At 35.5% G+C, this 26,022-nt stretch carries 24 protein-coding genes; 12 read left to right on the top strand and 12 right to left on the bottom strand.

Annotation, left to right across the window (positions count from 1 at the left end; translation table 11 throughout):
* Nucleotides 1-35 precede the first annotated feature (35 nt).
* The 6 genes from RAH34_RS09235 to pepT form a co-directional block, all read right to left on the bottom strand.
* Nucleotides 36-629, bottom strand: coding sequence for a porin family protein (locus tag RAH34_RS09235; protein ID WP_306595931.1), 594 nt, complete (start codon nucleotides 627-629; stop codon nucleotides 36-38).
* Nucleotides 630-874: 245 nt separating this feature from the next.
* Complete coding sequence (locus RAH34_RS09230; RefSeq protein ID WP_306595930.1) at nucleotides 875-2,464, bottom strand: DUF3472 domain-containing protein; 1,590 nt, start codon at nucleotides 2,462-2,464, stop codon at nucleotides 875-877.
* Between the two features lie 297 nt (nucleotides 2,465-2,761).
* The gene (locus RAH34_RS09225) at nucleotides 2,762-3,010 is read right to left on the bottom strand and encodes a hypothetical protein (protein ID WP_114819688.1); all 249 of its coding nucleotides are present in this window, start codon (nucleotides 3,008-3,010) and stop codon (nucleotides 2,762-2,764) included.
* 152 nt (nucleotides 3,011-3,162) lie between these two features.
* Nucleotides 3,163-4,470, bottom strand: a complete 1,308-nt coding sequence (locus RAH34_RS09220) for a hypothetical protein (RefSeq protein ID WP_114819689.1) — start codon at nucleotides 4,468-4,470, stop codon at nucleotides 3,163-3,165.
* Nucleotides 4,471-4,625: 155 nt separating this feature from the next.
* Nucleotides 4,626-5,192, bottom strand: a complete 567-nt coding sequence (locus RAH34_RS09215) for a hypothetical protein (protein WP_306595929.1) — start codon at nucleotides 5,190-5,192, stop codon at nucleotides 4,626-4,628.
* 6 nt (nucleotides 5,193-5,198) lie between these two features.
* Nucleotides 5,199-6,446 (bottom strand): peptidase T, encoded by a 1,248-nt coding sequence (gene pepT, locus RAH34_RS09210; RefSeq protein WP_306595928.1) that lies wholly within the window; start codon nucleotides 6,444-6,446, stop codon nucleotides 5,199-5,201.
* Nucleotides 6,447-6,633: 187 nt separating this feature from the next.
* On the opposite strand from pepT, the gene RAH34_RS09205 reads away from it, so the two are divergent.
* Together RAH34_RS09205 and RAH34_RS09200 are read left to right on the top strand one after the other, a co-directional pair.
* Nucleotides 6,634-7,482, top strand: a complete 849-nt coding sequence (locus tag RAH34_RS09205) for a hydroxymethylglutaryl-CoA lyase (RefSeq protein ID WP_114819692.1) — start codon at nucleotides 6,634-6,636, stop codon at nucleotides 7,480-7,482.
* 175 nt (nucleotides 7,483-7,657) lie between these two features.
* Entirely contained in the window at nucleotides 7,658-8,494 is an 837-nt protein-coding gene (locus RAH34_RS09200; protein ID WP_306595927.1) for a sulfurtransferase, read from the top strand.
* Between the two features lie 54 nt (nucleotides 8,495-8,548).
* Here the strand turns inward: RAH34_RS09200 and RAH34_RS09195 are convergent, their stop codons facing one another.
* The 4 genes from RAH34_RS09195 to RAH34_RS09180 are packed head-to-tail and all read right to left on the bottom strand — an operon-like array spanning nucleotide 8,549 to nucleotide 10,453.
* Nucleotides 8,549-8,875, bottom strand: a complete 327-nt coding sequence (locus RAH34_RS09195; RefSeq protein ID WP_034691980.1) for an SUF system Fe-S cluster assembly protein — start codon at nucleotides 8,873-8,875, stop codon at nucleotides 8,549-8,551.
* Between the two features lie 3 nt (nucleotides 8,876-8,878).
* Entirely contained in the window at nucleotides 8,879-9,580 is a 702-nt protein-coding gene (locus tag RAH34_RS09190; protein ID WP_114819694.1) for a 3'-5' exonuclease, read from the bottom strand.
* Nucleotides 9,581-9,599: 19 nt separating this feature from the next.
* Nucleotides 9,600-9,947, bottom strand: coding sequence for a tRNA-binding protein (locus RAH34_RS09185; RefSeq protein WP_034691975.1), 348 nt, complete (start codon nucleotides 9,945-9,947; stop codon nucleotides 9,600-9,602).
* Entirely contained in the window at nucleotides 9,944-10,453 is a 510-nt protein-coding gene (locus RAH34_RS09180; protein ID WP_306595926.1) for a hypothetical protein, read from the bottom strand. Before RAH34_RS09180 ends, RAH34_RS09185 begins: the two co-directional genes overlap by 4 nt.
* A gap of 174 nt (nucleotides 10,454-10,627) precedes the next feature.
* On the opposite strand from RAH34_RS09180, the gene RAH34_RS09175 reads away from it, so the two are divergent.
* From RAH34_RS09175 to RAH34_RS09130, 10 genes are all read left to right on the top strand, one after another.
* Nucleotides 10,628-12,706, top strand: coding sequence for a hypothetical protein (locus tag RAH34_RS09175; RefSeq protein WP_306595925.1), 2,079 nt, complete (start codon nucleotides 10,628-10,630; stop codon nucleotides 12,704-12,706).
* A gap of 36 nt (nucleotides 12,707-12,742) precedes the next feature.
* Nucleotides 12,743-13,225 carry a hypothetical protein gene (locus RAH34_RS09170; protein WP_306595924.1) on the top strand — a complete coding sequence of 161 codons (483 nt, stop codon included), beginning with the start codon at nucleotides 12,743-12,745 and terminating at the stop codon, nucleotides 13,223-13,225.
* A gap of 250 nt (nucleotides 13,226-13,475) precedes the next feature.
* Complete coding sequence (locus RAH34_RS09165) at nucleotides 13,476-13,943, top strand: hypothetical protein (protein WP_306595923.1); 468 nt, start codon at nucleotides 13,476-13,478, stop codon at nucleotides 13,941-13,943.
* Nucleotides 13,944-14,290: 347 nt separating this feature from the next.
* A complete protein-coding gene (locus RAH34_RS09160) occupies nucleotides 14,291-17,935 on the top strand; it encodes a hypothetical protein (RefSeq protein WP_306595922.1) in 3,645 nt (1,214 codons plus the stop codon).
* 29 nt (nucleotides 17,936-17,964) lie between these two features.
* A complete protein-coding gene (locus RAH34_RS09155; RefSeq protein ID WP_306595921.1) occupies nucleotides 17,965-19,542 on the top strand; it encodes a hypothetical protein in 1,578 nt (525 codons plus the stop codon).
* Between the two features lie 123 nt (nucleotides 19,543-19,665).
* Nucleotides 19,666-20,172, top strand: coding sequence for a hypothetical protein (locus tag RAH34_RS09150; protein ID WP_306595920.1), 507 nt, complete (start codon nucleotides 19,666-19,668; stop codon nucleotides 20,170-20,172).
* A gap of 77 nt (nucleotides 20,173-20,249) precedes the next feature.
* Nucleotides 20,250-22,532, top strand: a complete 2,283-nt coding sequence (locus RAH34_RS09145) for a hypothetical protein (protein ID WP_306595919.1) — start codon at nucleotides 20,250-20,252, stop codon at nucleotides 22,530-22,532.
* Between the two features lie 2 nt (nucleotides 22,533-22,534).
* Nucleotides 22,535-22,945, top strand: a complete 411-nt coding sequence (locus RAH34_RS09140) for a hypothetical protein (protein ID WP_306595918.1) — start codon at nucleotides 22,535-22,537, stop codon at nucleotides 22,943-22,945.
* A 70-nt stretch (nucleotides 22,946-23,015) separates the two neighbouring features.
* A complete protein-coding gene (locus RAH34_RS09135; protein ID WP_306595917.1) occupies nucleotides 23,016-23,249 on the top strand; it encodes a hypothetical protein in 234 nt (77 codons plus the stop codon).
* Between the two features lie 100 nt (nucleotides 23,250-23,349).
* The gene (locus RAH34_RS09130) at nucleotides 23,350-23,703 is read left to right on the top strand and encodes a hypothetical protein (protein WP_306595916.1); all 354 of its coding nucleotides are present in this window, start codon (nucleotides 23,350-23,352) and stop codon (nucleotides 23,701-23,703) included.
* Between the two features lie 371 nt (nucleotides 23,704-24,074).
* Here RAH34_RS09130 and RAH34_RS09125 read toward each other — a convergent pair whose 3' ends face one another.
* Both RAH34_RS09125 and RAH34_RS09120 read right to left on the bottom strand, forming a co-directional pair.
* Nucleotides 24,075-25,085, bottom strand: a complete 1,011-nt coding sequence (locus tag RAH34_RS09125) for a serine protease (protein ID WP_306595915.1) — start codon at nucleotides 25,083-25,085, stop codon at nucleotides 24,075-24,077.
* Between the two features lie 73 nt (nucleotides 25,086-25,158).
* Nucleotides 25,159-26,004: a caspase family protein gene (locus RAH34_RS09120; RefSeq protein WP_306595914.1), complete on the bottom strand. Its 846-nt coding sequence runs from the start codon at nucleotides 26,002-26,004 to the stop codon at nucleotides 25,159-25,161.
* Nucleotides 26,005-26,022: the final 18 nt, after the last annotated feature.

Raw genomic sequence — 26,022 nt, 5'->3', positions numbered from 1 at the left:
AAACAGTTTCTAATCGTAAAGATAATTTAAGTTTTTTAGAACAGGAAATAACCTATTCCGAGGGAAAAACTGTGGGGTTTGGATTTAAATTCTTTACTAATGCTGGTAAGACCGGTCTCATACCTCAAATCTACCGTGAAGTTTTTATAATCTAATCCTACACCACCCGTAAGGCCAATATTGGATTTGTCAAACTTCTTAAATCCCTCCTGTAGAGCCTGAGAGGCAGATACTTTATTGTTGAAAGCATAGCTGTAAATCCCTCCGGCAAATATTCTTACATTAAAATCATCTGCTTTAATCAGTTTATACCCAACCACTACAGGAATATCAATAGCGTTCCATGAAAGTTTTGAAGAGTTTCCGTCTTGGGACTCGAAGGACGCTTTCTTTTTGTTGAAAAGAGCTTCTCCCTGCACATACAGTTTTCCGATATCCATTCTTGTCATTACCCCTGCCTGGTAGCCAAATCCATATTTCCCTTCGAGAGAAGATTCCGTGGAGGTTTTTGTAAAGTTTGCCCCTCCCTTTACCCCAATGTGAAAAGCCGGAGTCTGTTGTGCTTTAGTTTCCACGCCGCAAAAAATGCATAATAACAATGCACTTAGAGCGAAAAATTGCTGCTTCATAATTTTATTATTGTTAAAAATCTGTTGCAAAACAACAACTGTGACGGATGGTATGAAATTTTATTTGATGAATGGCAGAGATGCTTTGACAAGGATCTGTTTTTAGGTGAAAAATAAAACCGGAAGTTGCCATACTCCCGGTTTTTATTATGTAATAACGCTGCCTTTCTTAAAAGGTGTTCACCTTGTTAAATACGCGATATCTGTATTTGTTTTTGATTGGAAAGACTGAGCCTGCTTTCCATTTAATTTTTAATAAACTTTAAACTTTTGCTGGTGGTAGTACCGTCAAATATGTTGATTATATAGATACCATCCAGCAATGTTGAGATTGATATTTCCTCTCCGTTTGTGTGTCCTGTCTTGACTACTTTACCCTGTACGTTCAAAATGCTGTATGAAGCCTGTTTTCCTTCCAGCCCCTTTACCTGAATGATGCTATGGGCAGGATTAGGGAACAATTTGATGTGATCATTATGTTCAGAAACCTCTGCATAACGCTGTTGTACCGTACCTGTATTATTGCAGTATGGTAAAGCCGATAGATTAATATTCGGAGCCTGAGCGGGTGCAGTAACGGTCAGCAATGTGTTTACCGGAGTGTACTCATTGGTAAATCCACCGTTTCTTAAGAAAAATTTGTTATTAGCAGTTCCTCCGGATGCATCTACTCTCTGATTGGCGGAATACGTAGCATCCACGGTAAAATTCGCTTTTGAAACCGGCATCCATTGCCCCTGTGCCGTTCTTATCCATTGGTTTCCGAATTCTGCCCTTCTGCCCAGATAACCATTTTCAGGTTCAAAGTTTTCTACAAAACTGTAAAATCCTTTTAAGTAAGTATTGGTATAAGGTCTTTTCCAGCTTGCAATCAGCATCCAGCTACCAGCTTCCGGTTCAAAAAACCAGGCTGTGTAATCGGTACTTCCTGTTCCATCCGGATTTGCCTTCAGCAGAAATTTATAGGTAAGGCCGGCTTTCCATGGAAATTTCAGATAGCTCTGTCCTCCTGAGCCTTCGTTACCGAATTCTCCAATGGTAACATTTTCTCCCTTACAGTTTAATTTGATCTTTTTATCTTCAGGAATCGTATCAGGGTTATCTGTTTCGAAGGGACTCCATACCGAAAATAAGATATGTCTTTCCTGTGCAGTATTTACCTGCATTCCAAAATAACCTTCTCCAAAACCGTCTGCCATAAAATAAGAGCCCACCTTGTCCTGACCAACAGGTACAGTTACTTCATTGTAGTAGTAGGAAACGTTTTCAGAAGTAGGAATAACGTAGCCTAAGTGACAGGAAGGACCTCTTCTTGCCCAATAATAGTAATCCGGATTGTTACAGAAAATAGTGCTTCCTGATGTTGCTGGTCCGTCAATCAGCAGATCGGATACGCGACCGAAATAGAGGCCGTTTTTCCTTACCCCCTGAAGATCTACTTTTACATATCCTGCAGGAACATAGAAGCTTCCGGCGGAATAGGTAGTAAAAGACGTTCCCTTCATAAAGATTTTGTGTGAAACTCCATTAACGGTAACCTTAATGGTACTGCTTTTATCAAAGAATACCTTTGCGATTACTTTAATGTTTAACAATCCACTGTTGCTTACCTTAAAATAGGTACTCACTACCGCTTGAGAACTTGTCCAGTTTGTTAATCCGTAATCTGCAATCTCCTCGGTTCCGTTACTTGCCGGGCGGGTTATAAAGGCATTTCCTGCAAGAGGGATTTTGTAAGTTTCTCCGTTATAGGGAATACCTGATCCTGAAGCCGATACAAGATTGGCCGCGAAAAAGAATGTAATTAATGCGAAAATAGATTTTAATACTTTCATTTGTGTAATTTTTTAATAAAAGTAATAACGTAAAAGATTATAATCGAAAGAAAATTAATAAAAATTCAAATCTGATATAAATTCACTTATACAGGATTTTTTTTGTTAAAAATATTTTGAGTTTTAGGCTGTTAGATTTAAAAACAAAACAAGAATTAGTGGAATTTTTTGACTATAAAGAGTTTTTTTGTGATTTTTACAGAGATAAATGATATAACTTCACGAAGAGGTATCTTTGAATACAAATAGTAAGAATAAAAAAAACCGGGAGTATTACTTCTTCCGGTTTTTTATCAATTAATAAGGCTGTTCTTCACAAATAGTAGGAGGAATACATCCGCCAGTGCCGCCGCCAGGATTTCCGCCACCGCCTACAGCGATGCACTGTCCCGGATTTCCGTCTTCATACATTTCACATGCGTATCCCCATGCACATTGGCAGTCGTTCTGACAATTATAAGAGTTGCCTCCCATATGACAGCTATCTCCTCCGCTGCCCAGAATAGCAGATAAATCTTTTCTCAAAAGTTTTTTCATTGTTTTCATGATAATTGGTATTAATGTTTTCGTTTAAAAATTGTACATTCCTGTAAATATAGTGAAATTGTCTTAATGTGTTGTAAATGAATTTCCTGTGGGGGTTTAATGAAGAAAAGCCACTGTGAAAGTGGCTTTTTATGATGAACAGGAATGATGTCTTAGAAACTGAATTCCTTCTGATACAGTGTACGCTCTTTTTTGAAAAGAGGAATGGTTCCTTCATATCGTAGAGGAGCAATTCCAAAACCATAGAACATATCAGCCTGAATTTTTCCTTTTACAGAAATCACACCTTTTCTTTGAGGAACAAGTGTTAATCCTAAAGAGGAAAGGGCAGAAGCTCTTCCTTTTACTCCTGAATTAGCAATAGGGATAGTAAGAAACATCAGTCCTACGGCTCCTTTTGCTTCTAAACCTCCTTCAGCAGATAAATTTCCCTCTGCAACAGTGATGGTTGGTTCTGATTTCTTTTGAAGATTAATGTTAATCTCCGGGTTTTTGCTTACTAAAAAGTTAGCATTTCCCTCAAGATCCAAAACCTGGGCCTGTACTTTTCCCGCAGCTTGTACTCCCAGAAAAGGTCCGGCAGAAAGGGTAGGGCTTAAGATAAGTCCTGTAGGCCCCAAAACGATAGGAACGATAGGAATATTCAGATAATCTGTAGTGCTTGCGGTATAGCCCAGGCTTCCTGCAATACTTACTGTACTCTTAAGTTTGATATCATCCATGATGAGGTTAACATAGAAGTTGGACAAATGTCCCCATGAGAATGTAATATTATAATCAATCTTTGGTGTAAATCCTCCTTGTAGATTTACACTGGATGTTCCAGCTGAAGTTAGAGGAAATGAATAAGTTTTATTAAAATTATAACGGTTGAAGGTAATTAATTTCTGATTCTGAAGGTTTTTAGCTTCGATGGAATGTATTCTTTGATTGATCTGTTCAGAAACCATCCCTTCTACAGGAATATAATTAACCATTCTTCCATCAATATTAACGGGAGCTTTCCCTGATGGATCATATACGCCACTTAATGTTCCGCTGTAGATAAACTCTTCAAGCTTTGCACTGGAAGTCTGTACTTTAAACTGGTTATTCAATTTTGAAACAGAACTTACTTTAGAAAGAATAGTGTTTACCTCATCTCCTTCTATTTTAGTTCCTACAATAACTGTTCCTACGGAAATGCTATCCGTTTGCGGTGTCATACGGCTAAATGTAATTTCTCCGTCATGATGAGCAGAAATGGCATTTACTGATTCATCATTCAGGATAATAACATTCTTCTGTAAAGTCAGATTGCCTAAAGTCTTCATTTGAGCAGACTCTACAGGTTTTTCAACAGGAGCATCCGCCGGATCATCCTGAGAACAAGACGTTAAAAGAAATAAACAGAAAAAAGAAAAAAGAAAAGAAAAGTAAAAATTTCTGTTGATTTTGAAATGGTTGGATTTCATTTTCATATAAAGTGATTTTAAGGTTTAATCAAAAATAAGTGAATTATTTAAAACTTACAAAAGAATTACGTTAAATTAATATCAACAACATAATGATCTTTGTTTATGTTTTCAGTATATGAAAAATAAAAACCCACTATTCTGATAGCGGGTTTTGTATATTATTTTTTAAAAGACATTACTAAAGGAACAGTAACATTGGAGGAGACGGATTTTCCTTTGTCCTCTGCCGGTTTCCACTTGCCTTTCTCTTTAATCCTGTAAAAAGCGGCTTCAATGAATGCGTTTACATCTTCATTGTTTCCTTTTACATTGGGATCAAGAGGATTCCCCTTAGAGTCGACAACAAAACTTATTGTTGCTTTGTAAGAATCTGAAGAAAAGTTGAGAAAGTCAAGATCTACAGCTTCATATAAAAGCTTTTGAAAAGCAGCTTTACCTTTATCGAATTCTGCTTCCTTACTCACTTTTGTCTTTACAGGAGGATCTGCGGAGATCATTTTCTGATCCTCCAGAGAAGCTTTATCTAGAGCGGTTTTGTAAGCCGTTATTTTATCCTCGGTTAAAAGCCATTCTTTCTTGGTTCGTAAATCATTAGGCTTAGGATATTTATTATACAGAGCCGTTTTCTTTCTTTCATAGCGTGAATCTGCTCTCTGAAATTCAGAAACCTGGGCACTGCTGAAAATAAAAGTGAAAATGAATGCTGATGCTAAGACCTTTTTCATGATTTATTAAGCTTTTACAATATTAATAATGACTTCAGTCGCTTTTTCCATGCTTTCCAAAGCAACATATTCGTACGGTCCGTGGAAGTTGATTCCTCCCGCAAAGATATTCGGGCAAGGAAGTCCCATATAAGAAAGCTGGGCGCCATCTGTACCTCCTCTGATCGCTTTGATCTTAGGTTCGATACCAGCTTCAGTCATTGCTTTAGCCGCAAGGTCTACAATATGCATTTTACCTTCAAATTGCTGCTTCATGTTTCTGTACTGCTCTTTAATCTCTACTTCAGCAGTTCCTTCCCCATGTTTTTGGTTGAACTCAGCTACTTTTTCCTCCATGAATTTCTTTCTGGCTTCAAATTTATCAGCATCATGATCACGGATGATATATTGAAGTTTAGCCTCTGAAATATCAGCAGTAATATCCATTAAGTGATAGAATCCGTCAAAACCTTTTGTTGTTGCGGGCGTTTCGTTAGCAGGAAGCATTTGAGCAAACTCAGCAGCTAAAAGAGCAGCATTGATCATTTTTCCGTAAGCATAACCAGGGTGAACACTTAATCCATGGATTTTTACCACAGCTCCGGCAGCGTTAAAGTTTTCATATTCCAATTCTCCAACTTCTCCGCCATCCATTGTGTAAGCCCATTCTGCGCCAAATTTAGCAACATCAAATTTATGAGCACCTCTTCCGATTTCTTCATCAGGAGTAAATCCTATGGCAATTCTTCCATGTTTGATCTCCGGATGAGCGATAAGATATTCAGCAGCTGTTACGATCTCTGCACAGCCTGCTTTATCATCAGCACCCAAAAGAGTAGTTCCGTCAGTAGTAATTAACGTCTGACCGATATATTTTTTTAAGCTTTCAAATCTTGAAGGAGATAAAGTGAATCCTGTTGCCTGGTTCAAAAGAAGATCATTTCCATCATAGTTCTCCCAAACCTGAGGTTTTACATTTTCTCCGCTGAAATCCGGTGAAGTATCATAATGCGAAATAAACCCAATCGTTGGTCTGTCATCGTTTTCAAGGTTAGAAGGAACATAGCCCATGATATAACCGTTGCTGTCTATAGAAACATCTTCCAGACCGATGGTCTTCAGTTCTTCAGTAATATAATTGGCAATATCCCACTGGCGAGGGGTAGAAGGTGTAGCTTCACTTTCTGCATCGCTGGTTGAATATATTTTTACATAGCTAAGAAAACGGTTCAGTAATTTTTCTTTCCACAAAGGGTTGAATTCGATTGTACTCATCAGATATCATAAATTTTAACAAAGTTAGCAATTTTGATGCTGAGAATACGTTATTTGCGATTTAATATCAGTTATTGAAATTATAAATCATATATAAATATTTGAAAATCAAAATAGTGTTAGCTTTGTGTATACAGTGTACCAAGTAGTTTAGTTTTATTATATTTGAGAAAATCAAAAAGTAAAAATGTTTCTTACCGAATGTCCTAGAGATGCAATGCAGGGATGGGGAGAATTTATCCCTACCGATAAAAAAATAGATTATATCAACTCCTTGATGGATGTTGGCTTTGATGTATTGGATTGTCTGAGTTTTGTTTCTCCGAAAGCGATTCCGCAGATGGCTGACTCTGATGAGGTGGCAAAAAATATCGACAAATCACGTTCCAGAACCAAAGTTTCTGCTATTATTGGTAATTACAGAGGTGCCGAAAAAGCATTGAAACACGAGTCAGTCGATATTCTGGGCTTTCCATTTTCTATTTCTGAAACGTTTCAGCACAGAAATACCAATAAAAGCCAGGAAGAAGCCTTTGATGAAATCATTAAAATGCTTGAACTGGTAAAAAGCGAAGGAAAACAACTTAATATCTATTTCTCTATGGCTTTTGGAAATCCATATGGTGAAATGTGGAAGTGGGAAGATGTTGACCAATGGGCACAAAAATTTTCGGACATCGGAGTGAAAGATATCTTATTATCAGATACTACCGGAGTGGCAACTCCTGAAACGATTGCTCTTTTGTTTGAAAAAATACCTTCAAAATATCCTGAAATCAATTTCGGTGGACATTTTCATAACCGTTATGAAGATTCCTATTCAAAATTAAAAGCGGCTTACGACCAAGGCTGCCGAAGATTTGACAGTGCTATCAAAGGAATCGGAGGATGTCCAATGGCTAAAGATGATCTTGTGGGAAATATGCCTACAGAACAGGTGATCAATTTTATGAGTGTTGAAAAAGCAGAACATAAGCTGAACCTTCTGAACTTTGAAAGTTCTTATAATAAGGCGAAGGATATTTTTCATTTTTAAGATGAATAAATCTCTCGCAGATTTTGCAGATCCCGCGGATAGAAAAGAAGATCTGCTTAATCAGCAGGATCTGCGAGAAAACTATCAATAGGAGCGGGCTTTAGCCCGCTTTACTATATTGAAATATACATGGCTTTAGCCAAAACATAATTAAATTAACTCCAAAATCAACAAAATGACTCCAATAATTTCATCATCTGAACTCAAAAAAATCTCTGCTGAAAATCTTATCCTTCTTGATGCAAGAACCGGAAAAGATATAAAACAGAATTATCTTGAAAAGCATATTCGCGGAGCAAGATTTATTGATCTGGATAAAGATCTGGCTGAAATAGGAGAGGATGCAGCTTTCGGGGGCAGACATCCGCTTCCTTCCGTAGAAAAGTTTGCTGAAACCCTTTCGGATCTTGGGATATCAGAAGAGGCTCATATTGTTGTCTATGACGATAAAAATGCTTCCAATGCAGCAGCAAGAGCATGGTGGATGCTGAGATCTTTCGGGTTGGAAAAAGTTCAGGTTCTTGATGGCGGAATGCAGGCAGCGGAAAAAGCAGGATTAGAATTTTCTTCCGGGGAAGAGAAATTTGATAAAGCAGCTTTAATTAAAAAAAATCACTGGAGTCTTCCGGTTTCGAGTCTGGAAGTGGTTGAAAATGAATTAACAAACGATTCTTCTACAGTTGTTGATGTAAGAGATGCTTATCGCTATAAAGGAGAATCTGAGCCTATTGATCTGATAGCAGGACATATTCCGGGAGCGATTAATATTCCTTTTTCTGAAAACCTCGATGAAAACGGAAACTTTCTGAGCCCGGAAATCTTAAAAGAAAAATACAGTAAGTTATTACAAAATAAGCCTGAACATCTGATCATTCATTGTGGTTCTGGAGTTACTGCCTGCCATACAATTTTAGCTCTGGACTATGCAGGATTTCCAATCCCAGCTCTGTATGTAGGTTCATGGAGTGAGTGGAGCAGAAGAGAAGGAAAAGAAATAGCAAAAGACATTTAAAAATAAAAACCCCGAAAATAATTTTTCGGGGTTTTATATTGTTAAAGGTAATTTTTAAAGCATTCCAAGCTCAAACTTCGCCTCTTCGCTCATCATATCCTTATTCCAGCTTGGTTCGAAAGTAAGCTCTAAATCTACACTTTTTACATTCTCTACTTCAGCCACTTTATCTTTTACTTCCTGAGGTAGGGTTTCTGCTACAGGACAGTTGGGAGTAGTAAGGGTCATTATAATTTTTACGTCAGCATCATCGGAGATCTGGACATCGTAAATCAGCCCTAATTCGTAGATATCTACCGGAATTTCAGGGTCATATACGGTTTTTAGTACACCAATGATTTCCTCACCAATGTCAGCAATTTGATCGTCTGTAAATTTCATTTTTTAATCTAGATTGATATTCCTTTTCAACAAATCTTCCTGACGCATGCGCCGGAAAATATTTGCCAAAGTTAAGACATCTTTTTCACAATAGTCAACAATTCTCTGCAAGTCTTTCTCTATGTAGTAAATTGATGAAACCATTGAGCCGTCAATATCATCCTTCGGAGTGGGAATACCAAAGACATGAGCCAGTAATTCCAGCGATACAAAACTCTTATAATCCCCAAATTTCCACAGTTCCATTGTATCTATATGGGGAACTTCCCAAGGTTTTTTTCCAAACATCTGAAACGGAGCTGGAGGCTGCATTCCATTGATAAGGTATCTTCTTGCAATCCACGGAAAATCAAATTCTTTTCCATTGTGCGCGCAGAGAATCACATTGTAAAGTCTTGGGCTGTTGAAGATTTCTCCAAATTCCTGAAGCATTTTCTTTTCATCATGTCCGGAAAAGCTTTTTATTTTTAAGGTTTCATTCTTTTCAACCATTCCGATGGTGATGCAGATAATTTTTCCAAATTCGGCCATAATACCGGCTCTGTCATAAAATTCTTCTGCCGTGACATCGTCTTTTCTCTGAAATTTTGTTTTTTTATCCCACAGATACTGATCGGTTTCGGACAAATCTTCCCATGATCCAGCTTGCGGAACGGTCTCAATATCAAGGAATAAAACTCTTTCTAAGGGGATGTTCTGTATCATATGTGTTTTTGTTGGGTGTTTATCCTACCTGCATTCCATTTTTTGTAGGCAATGAAGGCGCTAAAAGAGTAACATCTTTTTTGTCCTCACCATATAATCCTAACACAAGACATTCACTGAAGAAATTGGCAATCTGCTTTTTAGGGAAATTGACAACCGCTAAAATCTGTTTTCCTACAAGTTCTTCTTTTTCATAAAGAGAAGTAATTTGTGCGGATGATTTTCTGATTCCCAGGTCTCCGAAATCTATTTCCAGCTGGTAAGATGGATTTCTAGCTTTTTCAAAATCATTCACAGAGATGATGGTCCCGCATCTGATGTCTATTTTTTCAAAATCCGCCCAGGTGATATCTGGTTTTACTGTCATGGTATTTCGTTAATTAAATGTTCTACTTCTGTTTTCTGTTCTGCATATTTTTGTTGCAATACTGAGCCTTCTCCCATTCTTTTATAATATTCCAGGGCCTTTCCACCGAAGAATTTTTTATGAAAATCCGAAACCTCAGGAATCTGCGGAAAAACTTTGTGAAAAAGCATCTCATAATACGCCTGAAATTCTCTTTCATTTTTGTCTTCAATGACCTGTCCGGGAGCTTTCTGTCTCACATGAAGCATTTCGTGGGCTACCATATTCAGAACAAGGTTCAGATCAAAATCAAATAAATTTCTTGGGATCATTACAGTTTGAGGTCCTCCCAGCTCGCCTTCTGCCGTAAGAAGCATTGAAGTAGGAGAGAACTCTTCCCTGAATCCGAAACCTGCAAAGTTTTCATGCTCCAGCTCAAAAGAATGGATCAGATATTTTGCGGCGTCCAGAATCTGGTTGTGTTCTTTGTAAGCCTCAAGGTGTAAGTTGATCTGCTCGAAATTCATCTGAAATATGTTTTAAACAAATGTATTAAAATATTGAGAATACTAAGAAGTTTTGTCCCAAAGGTTTATGATAAAAGATGGAAAATCTTTTTTATACGACGAGTTCTGTCGCTACTGCCATATATATTTGTTTTTAGAAACGTTTCAGAAAAGCAAACAATTAAAACATGATTTATGGAAAATATTTTAGATGACATTAACGATTTTGACGAAGAAAGTAAACGAGTCCTTCAAGGAAGCCGTATCATAAAATTTGCAGAACTCGAAAAAGGAATTTATGGGAGTGGAAACGACCCTTTTGAGGGAATAAGAACCAACAAAACATTTGATGAAATTTCCAATGAACTTGCATTAAGCACACCTTTTGGTAAAAATAGTCTTTTTTATAAACCTACCTCTGAAGATTATGATGCTTTATCTGAAGACTTCTATACAGGAGGGATTAATTATGAGCTTCTTGCAAAAGATTTAAAAGAAAAGTTAGACCTGATAAAAAGCTTTTTATTTGAGCCGGAAAAATATTTACTAGAAGATAAAACAATTTACACAGGATCATCTTCATTTGGTACTCCTGTATTCAGTAGTATTAAAAATAACAAACCCTTTGTATATAAAAAGAATGACAAAGAAGTTCAGTCCATTTTTGATGTATCCAAATTGAATACAAGAAAGAATTTATTAAGTAATTCTTATAATTTTGGGATTTATTTTGACAATTATAAAGTAACCTGTAATCTCAATTTTATATATAAAGATGGAGAGAATAAGAAATTTTCTGATGCACAAACAGATGCAACAGAAAGTCCTTACGATTTCAAATTGAATGATGAATATATTGCAATAAAACTTTATACGGATAATGCAGAAACCCTCATTGAATTTTTGCGCATTATAAAAGGTAATTCACAAGCTGAGCAAATGAAAAATGATATAATAAAATATTATAAACATTTTTTTGCAACGGCTAAAAGCAACCCTGATATTATTGATGCCTTATATGAAAACATTCCTGATTTTGTTTTGGAAGCTCTTACCGATGAAATGCTTTGGAAGGATTTTGTTTCTCTTTCTGGAAAAGGTATTGATACAATTGGGACTAATGAAAATATTTCAATTATTAATCTGTTGAAAGGTGTAAAAAATGCAAATTGGTGGTATAATCAAATCAATAAAAATCCTGAACCTGTTCGCCAGGTATTTGAAAAATTCAGCAATAAGCATATTGAGGAATTAATTACAATTTTTTCAAGGATTGGTCTGAAAAACTGGACCAATAAAGAACTCGAACAGGCATGGAAATTTGATATTGATTATGAGGAATACAAACCTTCTAATGAAGTTAATGATCCATTTATAAGATACACAGGCTTTGCTTATTATTTAGAAAAAGAAAAAAAATATAGAGTAGGTACTGCGTTGTTTGCTCATGATAAGGATTCTTTTCCAATGTATTATGGTGAGAAGGAAATTGGAAATAAGATTGAAAGTCCTTTCAGTCCTATGAAAATTGTAGTTGAGGAGGGTAAAGAATTATATATTCCTTGTTTTGTTGCTGAATATTTTACTAATAAAAAAATAGACGAAGAATTTTGGATCATTCTGAATAATATTGCGACAGGGCTATTACCTGAATTTGGAGCGGGAATTGCAAGAGGAGTAGCCATTTTATCAAGAGTTTTAAGCGGCAGGAAAATAAAAACTGTAGAAGAGCTTATTGAGTTTTTAGGAAAAGTAGACCAAAATGTAATGGCAGAAGATTTAGAGAAAGTAGGAATACAAGCACTATTCAGAGGAACAACAAGAAGCATAAATGGAGAACTCTTTGCCGGGAATAGTAACTCAATAGAATATGGAGCTTCAACTTCAACAGACCCGATAAGAGCTGTCATCTTTGGTATAGAATCCTCATCTAAACCCGGAACAAAAGGTGTTTTGCAAATTTATGTTCCTAAAGATTTAAAAGGTTTGAATTTACAATCAGCGAATTATAGGTTTGAAAAAGAGCTTGAAATTATTATAAATACTTCTCCTGAAAATTTATCTAATTTTGCTACAAAGGAAATTGCCATTGAAGATGCAAGAAAATTAGTAGAAGAAGTTTATGGAATTAGTTTAGATACTAAAATGGATATAGATAATGCAAGATATTGGCTTGAGAATACGAGAAGATTAACACCAAAAGAAGCATCAGACTTTTCTAATAAGTTAATAAAACTACAACCAGCAAATAAGGTGTATAAGTTTGTAAAGTAACCTATTGCAAATGATAATAAATAAAAATACAAGATTATGAGTAATATAGATTTAAAAGAATTTTTTATGGATTTGAGTATAGAAGGATTTTTTAATGATAAACTAAATTTAGGAGCAGATGCAATGCTTTCCAATAAGGATATATCTGACTATCAATTACCCCCCATAGATAGGACTATACATATCTATATAAAAAATATTGGTAGAGATAATGATATAGTATTAGGGGAAAAATATAATGTTGTTTATTTAAGACAAGACCCCAAAAATTATAAAAAAACGGAGTGTGAAATAGATTTTGTTTCTTTAAAAAAGAATGATAATATTGGAGTTATCCCAAGAGGCTATGGGGGATGTGTTCGCTTAAAGTTTAAATATGGAATTCCAGATGTAATTAATCTTTTAATGCAAGATAACGATGAGAAATTTGATAAAGAAAAGCATCAATACATATATTTTACCACTCAAGAAGTAATGGATAAAATATTAGAAGAATTAGAAAAAGCAGAAAATGTTTAAAATTAAAAGCCGTTCAGTAATGAGCGGTTTTTTACTAAATAAATCACCTGAAATTTATCTAATTTTTCTACAAAGGAAATTGCCATTGAAGATGCAAGGAAATTAATAGAAGAAATGTATGGAGTAGCTTTAGATACAAAGATATCGAATACTCAGAGGGCAATTGAGTTATTAATGGAAACAACAAAATTGACCCAAAACAAGCAGTAGAATTTTATAAGAAAGCAATTAAATAAAAACTTAAATTAATATGGTAGCAATTACAAATAATTTATATGATAATATTCGTGAAGATTTTATTAATAAATATCCATTCCTTGCCTTTCATAGAATGTATTCCGACAATGATATTACCAAATATGAATTAAATCCAATAAATAGAGATCTTTCTATATATATAGAAAATTATAACAATGATAATGATATAATTTGGGGAACAAAATATAGTGTTATTTATAGCAGAAAAGAACCGGAAAATTATCAGAAAATAGATTGTGAAATAGATTTTGTATCATTAAAAAAGAATGATAATATTGGAACTATTCCAAGAGGTTATGGAGGGTGTGTTCGTTTAAAATTTAAGGATAAAGTTCCAGATATAACAAAATTATTAGTTCAAGATAATAATGAGAATTACAATGACATTTATAATGATATTTTATACCTAACTACTCAAGAAGTTATGAATAAAATCTTAGAAGAATTGGAAAAAGCATAGAATACTCAAAATATAGAAAAGGCTGTTTCAAAAGATAGTCTCTTTATTTCTTAAATCATATCTTCAACAAGATCATATATAGAACATACATTTTAAACCACCTATTTGGTGGTTTTTTTATTGTTGTGAAAATTTTTACCTAAATATTTTTATACGTCAAGTTCTGTCGCTTCTGGGGGTGATCTTTGCTTCAAGAAAAAAACACAAAATGAAACTAGACTTAAAAATTCCAGGTGGACATCTTTTGCCGGAAACCACCTAAAAAAATAAGGCTAAAACCTGAAGACATTCTACGAAAAAGAGCTTCAGATCTCAACCTATTTTTAACCTACACAAAATTACACAAAATGAACGATATGGAAAATAATACTACAGGCGCACCTGTAGAAAATACACCATCACAAACACTTTTCAGATTTGTAAGTCTTAGAAACCCGGAACTTTCAGATGATACCAAACAAGACAAGAGATTTATTGTTATTCCGCAGGATCTGAAAAATGATAATGCTTTCTATATTCCGGTTGTTAATGGAACTGGAGCTAAGCAAAATCTTCTGCAAACCTGCGCTGCCAATTATGTAAATAATCCAGAACGGATTTCAATAGAATCAAGCAGCCAGAATAGTTTAGAAGGATTTAAAAGGACCTATAAGGCTTATTATACATTCGGAACCTGGTTAGCTAAAAATAAAAATACATGTACCTATGAGGAGGTTATTGCTAAAAGAGCAGTATTAACAGATCCACAGGCAGCTTCAATAGCCCCGCCATTAATTGGTTTATGGAATAATTTAATTTATCAGGTAGTAACTCAGAAAGATTTTTATGTTAAGGAAGTTGTTATGCAGCAGCTATTGGCTCATCATATTCTTTCTGTATCCAATGAAGAAGAAATGAAAACAGCACTTGCTGCAAGAGTTATTTTACCCAAAGAACTGATGATGGAAGACGAGAGTATTTCTTCATTACAAACAGTTTCAAGAATGGTTTCTGAAGGACCTAAAGAGACTTTTCCAACAGAAGAAATGAAAAGCCAGCAGCTTATTTCTGCTGCAAAGACTAAGCTTGAAAGATATGAGGCTTTAAAGAAAAACCTTTCTACAATTGAAAGATTATATAAAGCAGAGTATCAAAAAGATTATACAGCAAAAGAAGAAATTCATCAAAGCGAAATTACTTCAATTCTTGAAGGATATAAAAGAGAACTGGCTGCCCACAAACAAAACTATTGTCAGGTAAGAAATCCTGAGGTAAAATATGATCCTTTAGATCCCTGCCAACAAATTCCGGGTATTCCTGAACCTGTATTACCAAAGTTCAATTTTCAGTTCAGAGCCGAAATAGAACCAGATTCTTTATTAAGAGCATTAAAACCTGAAAACTTAGATGCGTTGCTTGATATCTTAGGACATAATTTTCAGTCTGAACGAAATCAAGAGAAGTCTGCAGCACTTAGTTCCTCGGATCTTGCAATACTTTTGGAAGGAAGAAGTACTTTTTTGGAGATTGATTCTCTATTAAAACAAGCCGTTGAAAAAGCCGCCAGTACCATTGTTGAAAATACCAATGTAGATAATGAAGCCTATACCAGTATAGGAGGTGTTTTGATTCCAGTTGCAAGAACCATTGCTGTTCCTTTCAGTTATCAGATCTGTCCGAAGTATGTTTATACAGGATTTACATTTGATGCGGCACTTACAGTTCCGGATTCATCATGGGAGGTAAATGCACTCTCTTATACTTTAGCCCCTAATAATGGCTCTGCGGCTTTCAACAGTAATTATTTTGTGAAATCCAGATCAGGAAACATCATTTTTCTAAATGATCTTTGTATGCCGGGATTAGACTTTAATACAATTCAGGATGCCTCTTTAAGTGTAAAAATCATGTTTACTAATGGAAAAACAGCTAATATTTATGTCAGTAAACTACAAGCAAGAACTTGTTTATCAGATCGTTTTTTACTTGAAGTTGATGAAGAAGAACCTGTAGATACTGAAGATGAAAATAATTTTATTCCATCAGGATTCGGATTCAAACAAATCGGTATTGCAGATTATTTGAAAGTGGAGCAGACAACTCATGCCTATGTTGAAGGAGAAGTTGCCCATATTGAGAATATTATGGCTAGAGAATATCGTGAGAAATCTACCAGAAGGTTAAGAAGAAGTGAAAATACGACAACAACATCTTCTGATACTGAAAGAGAGCAGCTTACGGATACTACTACAGCTACCCGCTTTGAAATGCAGAATGAGATTGCAAAAATGATGCAGGAAGCATCAGACAGCAATACTCAGTTTGGGGTAAATGCTAACTATGACGGAGGGAATTATAATATCAATACAAGTATGGGACTGGGCAATGCTAGTCATAGTTCAAGAGATGAAAGTACCAGACAAGCAGTTACCCAGGCTCAGGATATTACATCAAGAGCTATGGACAGAATTGTTACAAAAGTTCACGAAGAAAGGATTGAGAAAATTATTGAAGAGTTTGAAGAAAACAATTCTCATGGCTTTGATAACAAAAAAGGAGATAAGCATGTAGTAGGTGTTTACAGATGGGTGGATAAGCTGATGAAAAACCAGATCTATGATTATGGAAAACGTATGATGTTTGAATTCATGATTCCAGAGCCTGCAAAATTACATTTGCTGGGAATGGCAAAAAGCAAGTTTGTAAAACCTGAGGATCCTAGGACTTCTGATACAATGCCAATGAAAGATTTTACTGCGTTGAGTAACGAAGCTACTTTAAAATACTGGATTAGCAGGTACAATGTAGAAATTGAAAGCTTTCTTCAAAATACAATTAAAGTAACCAAAGGGTTTGCCTACGGGAGAGATAAAACTCCTGATATGAGTGAGACAGCAGGAGCAACGAGTGCTATAGGAATACAGGATGTAGTGAAAATTCCGGAAGGATATATCAGTACAGAATATTCAATTAGTGGAGGTGGGAAAGAATATGTAAGCTCATTATTGAATATCAATATTGCCGATAAAAGGGTGGTTGATGGTATTGCAGCATCAGGTTTTAGTAAAACCGGAAGTTTTACCGGATATACTGGTGATGTGGCAGTCAGTATTTCTACAGACAGGTTTTATTCTTTTGAAACATCACTTTCTATCGTATGTGTCCTGACAGAAGATGCCAAGAAACAATGGCAGCTTAAAACGTTCAAGGCTATCATTGATGCTTACGAAGTCGCTTTGGTCGAATATAACAATGCCATTTCTGCGGAAGAAAACAAAGCTTCTGCAGTTAAAGATGCAAATCCAAACTTTTACAGACAGATTGAAAATACTGTTCTTAGAAAAAACTGTATTTCCTATATGGCAGACAGAACTTCAAATTCAATTCATGGCTATGGCTTATCAGGTTTGACACAAGGAAGTTCATTTACAGATTATGAAACGAAACTTTCTAAAAATCTTGACAAATACTCTGCTTTTGTAAAATTCATGGAACAGGCATTTGAATGGGAAAATCTATCCTACTACCTGTATCCATATTATTGGGGTAATAAAGAGAACTGGTCAGATATGTATAAAGCAGAGAATACAGATCCTGTTTTCAAAGCATTTTTACAAAGTGGTATGGCCAGAGTGGTAGTGACGGTGCGTCCGGGCTTTGAAGGTGCTGTACAATTTTATCTGGCAACAGGAAAAATCTGGAATGGAGGTGAAGTTCCTGTCATCGGTGATGATCTTTATCTATCAATTGTAGATGAATTGAAGCAGCCCAAAGGCAAAAAACATGGAAAAGCATGGATTACCAGACTTCCTACTATCTTAAATATTCTTCAGGCAGAAAGTATCGGACTGAAAGTCGCTCATGCTCTACCATTTACTACCGAGAATCCAGATGATTTTGAAGTGCCTTCCGAAGTAATTACTGAGGATAGATTCAATTTCGCCCCTAACAATAACCTTCTTGGAGTAGAATCGCTGGAAGGACAGAAAGTTATTTTGGGAGACTGGAAATAACATAATTATTAACCTTAAAAATTAAAAAAATGCCAATTATAGGAAAAATTATACGTGTCAATGAATTGCCTCCTATTGGGGAAAGGGAAGCGAATGCTATTTATCAGGTAGCGGCTCCAGGTTCTCCAAATTACACAGATTATGCTGTTGATGAAAACGGTGATTTAAAGACCCATGCAGTTGTTGATGGAACCATTCCTCTTGAATTAGCTGATAACCATGTTAGTATTTCAAATGCTGATCTTTTAGCTGAAGGAATTGCAAGCCAGGCTCAATACAATATCAAAACAAAGGAGAAATTAGCTGAGAAACTGGAAATTCCTCTGACAGATGGAAATGCGCAGGACTATCCTAAAATTATAGGACTGAATGATAATGGTAATGTTGCCAAACTTCCTGCAGGTGATTTGGGGAAAAATATGATGAATGCCAACCTATCGAACAGTTCAGCAAGAAGTCATACCCTTAATGCTTCATTTTCGATCAATACCTTAGGAAACCCTTATATAGTATCCGGATTGCCTAGTAAGAATTCTGATACAGCTAATTTTCAAAAAGTTGTAGTTCAGAATACCAGTGGCTTAAATGCTTTGGTAGATAGTAAAAATCTACTATTGGAAATGCCCAATCAAATGACAGAAGCAGAGAGAGCAGTATGGAAAACAAAAATGAATGGAGGGTGGAGTACAGGAACAATGAGTGTTGCAGTGATATCTCCTCCCATTGTAGACAAAACAGATAAGCCATTTTGGATTAATCTGAAGGGGGCTAACCTAAACCTTCCATCTACCAGTTTTAAAGTAGAACTATGTACTCAGGATAGTGTTTCCGCTGATACCGCTACGGTTGTTGTGGCAATACCAGGCTCACAGGTCCAGCTATATTCTAATGGAATAGATCTTACATTCTATTACAATTTTAAAAATATTCCGGTAGGAGAATATAAAATAAGATTGTGGAACGGTGTTTCATGGTACTTAACAAGTTTTACAATCCGTGTAGTCAGTCAAATACAGCGTATTCCTCTCAATAACATTGTTTGGGAACAAAAAATATACAATAATGCTGTTTCTCCGGCAATTACACAAGCGGGAGCTGCCGTAAGCTACAGTTCTGACAGTAATGTGAAAGCACTTGCTGATGACTCTTCTTTCGTCGCAGCCCGAAAAACAAACCAATTGATTGGGGCAGATGAAGATTTTTACATGAGTGTTGAAATTACAGGTAAAACAGCAACGATTAGCGGACCTAACGGATTTGGAACTATGACTCATTTTGTTGGATTAGTCAATGCTGCCAATGGAGTAGACCTGTTAAACCAAACCGTTGCCAATGTTAGGTTGGTTCAGTCTTATTGGTATCCTATGGGGAAAATATTCCCGGATAATTCAGCCGAAGCAGTAACTACCGCAGATCCAACGTATGCCCTTAGTGCAACCTTTATAAGACGTGGAGGAAGCTGGACGGTTATTGTCAATTTCAATAATAAAACGGTCACCTATACCAAAACCGGATATACAGGTCCGGTTGCCTTTGGAATGTACAATATGAATACAATGGGTAATACTGGTGTAAGTGCCAATATTGTTGAACTGTATAAACTATAGCCTTTATCAAGCTTTAACATAAATTCAATATAAAAAGGCAGAGCCTGAAAATTCTGCCTTTCACTAAAAGAGTATCTATAAACTGATTGATACTCCGATTTAACCAGTAAAATTTTAAAAACAATGAAAGAAAAATTATTAATACCAGAACAGGTACAGCAACTTTTGAACGAAATCAATACGACAGATCTCAACCTTGGAGAAATCCAGATTTCTGAACATCCTTTGCTTCCAGCCTTTAACCGATTTATTCGAATCAATAAAATGGTGGTAGATACAGAACTTCCAAGAACCTATCTTTTTTATCAGCAGGTTTTAAGGAACAAAGAAACCCATGAAATTGAACCTTCCAACCTTCCGACTCCTGAATGGCTTATTGGAGAAGAGGAATGGTCAAGTCTGAGAGACGAAAGCTTTAACAGAATACTTGTTTCTGTAGTAGATGAAGAAACGCAGAACCCTGTTCTGGATGAAGAAGGAAATCCTAAAACATCTATTGTTAAAGTGAATACTCACCATTACATGCTTTGGCTTGTTAAGAATAATAAAATCGGGTTTCTGGATCTTCTGAAAAGCTATTTACAGGAATTTGTTGAGTTGAAAAGCAATGAGCTGAACAGGCTTTCTTAATGCATTGATTATTTAAATAATCATTTCACTGGCAGGGTCTTAAAACCCTGCCTTTATTCACCTTAAAAAATCACAAAATGAGTTTAGAAATTTTAAATAATCCTCTATTGAGGAACATCACGGATTTCTCTCCCGGAAATGAGAATCCTGATTCTATTAAGACTTTTTTTCCGGTTCAGGAATCTCCTCCGGAATTAAAGCAAAAAACCTCACGGCAGATTGCAAATACTTACTATGGAGGAAAACCGGTTGTGGACGGTAATGGATTTCAGATCTATTCGGATGATCCTGTATTTGGCGGTAATATTGAAGAAGTAGTTGTCTATAAAAGCAGGTTCAGCAAGACCATAGCCGGAGTTGATGTTGTTCTTTTTGCCAGTAAAAACGGAGCATTTCTTTTGCAGCGTTATATGGAAGCTTTACCCAGTAGTAATGAGCTGATTCTCTTTTTAGAAATTGATGACCGTTACAATCATAATACGGTAATGCGTGCTGTAGCGGGCGCAGGGCTTACAAATAAAAAGGATATGCCTTTTGCAGACATTCTCAATTTTACAAGGAAACATGAGGTAACTGTTACCCCAAAATCACTCAAAAACCTTATTGAAAAAGGTATTTACAGAAATAAAGTAGATTTTATAAGCTGGTTTCTGGGTTTGAAAGACAAAAGCGTCGGAGAAATATTCAGTTTTTTTAAGCAGGAAGCTTTGGAAGCAGCTTCAACTTTTTTTACAAAAGGTATTGCCGAAAATATTGTCAAACTAAGAATTTCAGAAAACGGATGGAATCCCAATCCGAAAGAAGGAGAATATAATCCCACTTTTATTCCGGAAGTATTTTATAAAGAGATAAAAGATTTCTATGAACATAAAGCATCCCAGAATCCTTATGAAAATCTTGCAGGCCAGAAAAAAATCAATGCCAGAATTGTAAAATCATTTTTTGAAAGCATCAATGAAGCAAAAGAAGATTTTAATAGTCTGCTGAACAACGCTGAAACTTTCTTCCCTGCTTTTATCTATAAAAGAATCAATAAATCCCTGACTTTCTTTTTTAACCAGATCGACAAGCTGGAGAAGTTTATTGCAGACCCACTTACCGGAATGCAGCATATTGTCTATAAAAACTATCAGATTGCCAATGCCTTTCTGTGCGGTATTTATAACAGTCTGGTTGATATTATTGCCGGAATCTTTTCCATCATCGGCTTTATTTTCAAAGCAGTCGCTGCCATGGATAAAGTGAATGACAGAAAAGTAGAATATGGCGAGATGTTTCTGGAACTGATGGAAGACTTGCTGGAAGGCATTCTGACTTTTGATTATGTGGAATTCTTTAAGCAGTGCATTACCTTCCAGATAAAAACCATTGTCCGTCTGGTAAATTGGGTGGAAGAAATGATTCCTCAGATCACATTGGAAAAAGCGGCCTATTATTACGGGTATATTATTGGGATTATCATCGATATTATTGTGGAAACACTTCTTACTGGTGGAACGGCGGCCGTAGCCAAGCTGGCCAAATCCGTAGAAAGCTTTATCCTGAACCCGCTGGAAAAGATCACCAAGGCAATTACAACAGCAGAGAATGGACTGACCAAGATAATGGAATTTATTCGAATGATTCTCCGGGAATTTAAAAAGGGATCAAAAGAAATTTTTTCTAAATTAGAAAAGATTTTAAATGAGGTCTTTGGTTTTGGAGAAGAGGTTGCTGATCATGGTTTGTCTCCTGCTGAGAAAACAGTGAAGGATAAGAATAAGAGAATTCAGGAGAAGCTTGATAGCCAAAACAAAAGCTTAGATGAAAAATGGAATCAGCAAGTGCATAAACAAAATAAAAAGCGACTTAATGATTTTAAGGAAAAATGGGAAGGAACTTCAATTAAAAATATTCCAAAATCTGAAATAACAAATATTTTAAGAGGATATACGGAGCAGGCTAATAGAATTGCTAAAAGTATTGATGAAAATGAAATTTTGGTTATAGTATTAGATGATAATGAGTTTAATTTGATTTGTCAAATGGAATATGGGGATAGTTTAGAAAAGGCCAATAGGACGATTGCTTTTGCTGATGGGTTAGATATGTATTTTAGAGAATCTAGATCAATAGATGAATTTTTAGGAGATATAATTCATGAAGGAACACACGCAATTGAAAACTATGAAAAACGAAGGATGATTATACAAGGTTTGTCAAGAGAAGTAGCAGAAAAACGTTTTGGAGATGTGTGGTCAAAAGAAAAAAGAGCATATTTTCACGAGAGAGCTTTTCAAAAGGCACTTGGAATAAAGATAAACTTTATAAGAATAGACGATATGCTTAGACATATTTTTACACTTTATGAAAAATATTAATTATGAATATAAATATAGAAAAATTATTAAATGAGCTGACTGCTTATGGTGAGCAACCTCAAAAGATTATCATTTTAAAACAAGCGGAGAAAAGTCTAGGAATAAATAAAATGATTTCTCTTATAACAAAATTAATGCAATGGCATAAGAAAGTAATGCTATGGTCAAAAAAATCAATAGATAATCCAAATGAACAGGTCTACAATAAAGATTACTATCAACCAATCTCTGCAGTGATTGAAGATTATAAAGGCTTATTTGAAAATTGTCCTGAGCTTTCAGAACTTTATGAGCTTAAAAATGATAAAATATATCTCAATTCTTCTTTGACAGGTCAGGAAAAACAAGAGGTTTTAAATTATGTAGATGAAAACTATAAGATTGTCCGACATAGTTATGGTAGGAAATCATAATATTTACCGCTTCTTAGGAGGCGGTTTTTAGTTTGGAAAGATTAATTTTTTTAAACGATTTAAAATGAGCATGAAATATACAGAGAAACAAATTTTAGAAAAAACAAAAATCATTTTAAAAGATTTTAAAGGAAAATATTATACAGATTCATGCATAAATAAGATTTCTTTCCGTAAAGAAAAAGAAGTATCAAAATCTGAGAGAAAAGTAATAGGAGAATGGACAGTATCTGTAAAGACTATTTTTGATAATTTAGACTTTTTAACTGTTTCAGACGAAACAGGAGAACCACTATATTATTAAAATTTTACGACAAAAATATTAGAAATTGCAAAAGATGAAAATGGAAAATTTTACAAAGTAAAAAAAGGATAGAACTTTATTTGATGTATTAAAATAAGCTATGTACACAAAAGAGCAAGCAAGAGCAAAGATGCAAAGATTTGTAGATTATCAGAATAATTTAATAATCTGGAATGAAGAAGGAGATCCAGATATTGTCATATATGATCATCTTACAGAAGAACATCCTTTCGGGTGGGTGTTTTATTGGCAGGTAAAGAATATTAAAGAAGATTTTTCTAATTTTTTAGCAGGAAATGGTCCTATTATTATTGAGAAAGATACACTAAATGTGTATAAAATGATGACTGCTATTTCTGTGCAAGAAAATATTATGCTTTATAAAAAGGATAAAAATAAATTATTACAGTTGGAAGAAGATCAAGATGGGTTTTTCGATCCTATAAATCTGTAAAAGTAATAACCAAACTAAAAATGGAAATAAAATTCAAGATTTTTTTATTAGGAGAGTTTCAACTTTAAAATTTATTACATGCTAAAAACAAGTTTGATTTTCATTATTATGCTGTTTTTTTGTAAAGGTTATGCCCAAACTAACCTCTATGACTATAGAGATCGAGGATGGAGAGATAGTACAACAGATGCATTCGAACAAGATATTGTTTTAGATTATTACAATACGATTATTATTAAATAACAGATGTATTTAAATTTTACGCTTTTTAGATAATGGTTTTTGAGCGTTAAATAAAAAAATATAGAGAAAAGATTCTTAAAAATATCCCGCCTTGAAAGCGGGATATTAATTTAAACTAAAAAAATAAATTAAGGATGTTCATTTCTTGCTCTGATGACCAGATTGACTAAATCTGAGCCGCCACTTGCAAAATTATCGCTTGGATTATGCGCGCTTTGAGTAGCCACAGCATACGGAGAACCGTCCCAATATCCCCAAAAAGGACCTCCGCTTTGTCCAGGCCATATATCTGCTTTATGGCTCATGCTTTCGTTGTCATCAGCACTCCAGAAATCTCCATCCAATGCAATACCTGTTTGGTACGTAGGTCTTTGCGTTCCTGTAAGGTCTCCCGGATATCCTGCGTGAGTCCAGTAAGCTCCTCCATCCCATGAATCTGAGTAGGATTTTGAGCCTAGCCAACCTGTGCTGTTTCCGATAGGTCTGTCTAATACAATCACTACATAATCATATTGGATCTCTGTAGAATCAATCGTAGGACCAGCTACTTTATACTTGTAATAGGTTAATGTACCCCAGGCAGTTCCGTAAGGAGCGCTTCCGTTGTAATACATTGGGGTGAATTTCAGCCATCCTGTTGTATTATTAGGCTGCCAGTCTACAATATGGGAGCAGGTAAGAAGGTGTCTTGGCCCGATCATCACGCCGCTTCCTGAACCTAAAGAACTTTCCACTCTTCCTACACATCTCCATGGATAGGCTGTAGAATTGTATACTTTTCTCTGATCTGCTCCAAAAATAGTTCTTGCATTTTCAGGAGTCAGGAAAGAATCTCTTTCAATAAATTTAGGTTTGCGGTCTTTTTTAGGTTCCAGTTTTGGGTTGTATTCAAAATCAGCATGGGTAGGGTAGAAATGGCCGGTTTCCAGAGATCTGTTTTCTGCTGTTTTTTCATCCATGGGCATTCCTATAGTTTTCATCCCTTTAGGAAAAGTTCTTCCGTTAATGGTTTCCATAGCCGGAGCCTGGCTGAATAATTTTTCGATGGCTGACGGTTTTTCAGTTGATTTTGCTTTAACAGTTCTAAGTCTTAGAACTTCTTCAGCGGTCATTGGATTGTTGTTTTCGGTTTTTGACATGATTATTATTTTTAATCTGGTATATTCCTACTCTTTTGAGGGCTTTTCGGATTCCGCCGTAATGGTTGTATGATTAAGTGAATATTTTTTGTGAAAATTCTGCAGTGATGCTTTCTGTCTGGTTAATTTGGGCTGCTCCCATAGCGGCTAATGCGATAGCAACCTGTTTGTCAAGTGTTTTTCTGACGATATTCCCATTGGTTGCACGCAATATTTTACAGAAATGATAGGTGAAATACCCTCGAATTTGTCCGCTGATATTTCCTTCCATTGATACCTGATTATCTTTCGCCGCCGCCCACAACGTATGATTCATTCCGGCAACAGGGACTAATGCTTTAGTCAATACTGTTGATTTTTTTGAACTTTTAGAAGCTTCCATTTCACTGGCATATGTCAGATAAAATTCATCCTCAAGCATTGGAGGAATGTAACGTGCGGTTTCGTTGAGAAAATCTGCTTCCAGTCCCAGATCCATTTTTCGGGTTCCTGTTCCGGAGTAACAGCAGTCGAAAATAACTTCCATATTCACTCCGGCTTTCAGTTTGCTGAGAACGGTTTTAAAATCATCATCACGAATCACTCCGTTATTGGCGTAATCGTGTGGACAAATCGCTTCGTCAAGACCATCCAGTTCAAGATCCGATCCTATATTAGCCACTCTGGTTCCGTGTCCTGAATAATAAAAAACAAGAGAATCTCCTTTCACGCTTGTACTGATCATGGATTTCAGATAGTTCAATATATTCGCTCTTGTAGCATTCTGATTGGTCAGGATTTTAATCTTTGCGGGACTAAAACCACAGATCACCAATGTATTGGCCATGTCTCTGGCGTCATTTACACAGCCGTTAAGATCCGGACCTCCGTATCCGATGGGTGCATAATCATTAATACCTACGATAAGTGCTTTTTTCATTGTATTAGTTTTAAAAAT

The sequence above is a fragment of the Chryseobacterium sp. WLY505 genome (assembly GCF_030846215.1).
GTDB lineage: Bacteria > Bacteroidota > Bacteroidia > Flavobacteriales > Weeksellaceae > Chryseobacterium.
The sequence above is the reverse complement of the archived record's forward strand: the minus strand, read 5'-3'. Positions and strand labels throughout refer to the sequence as shown.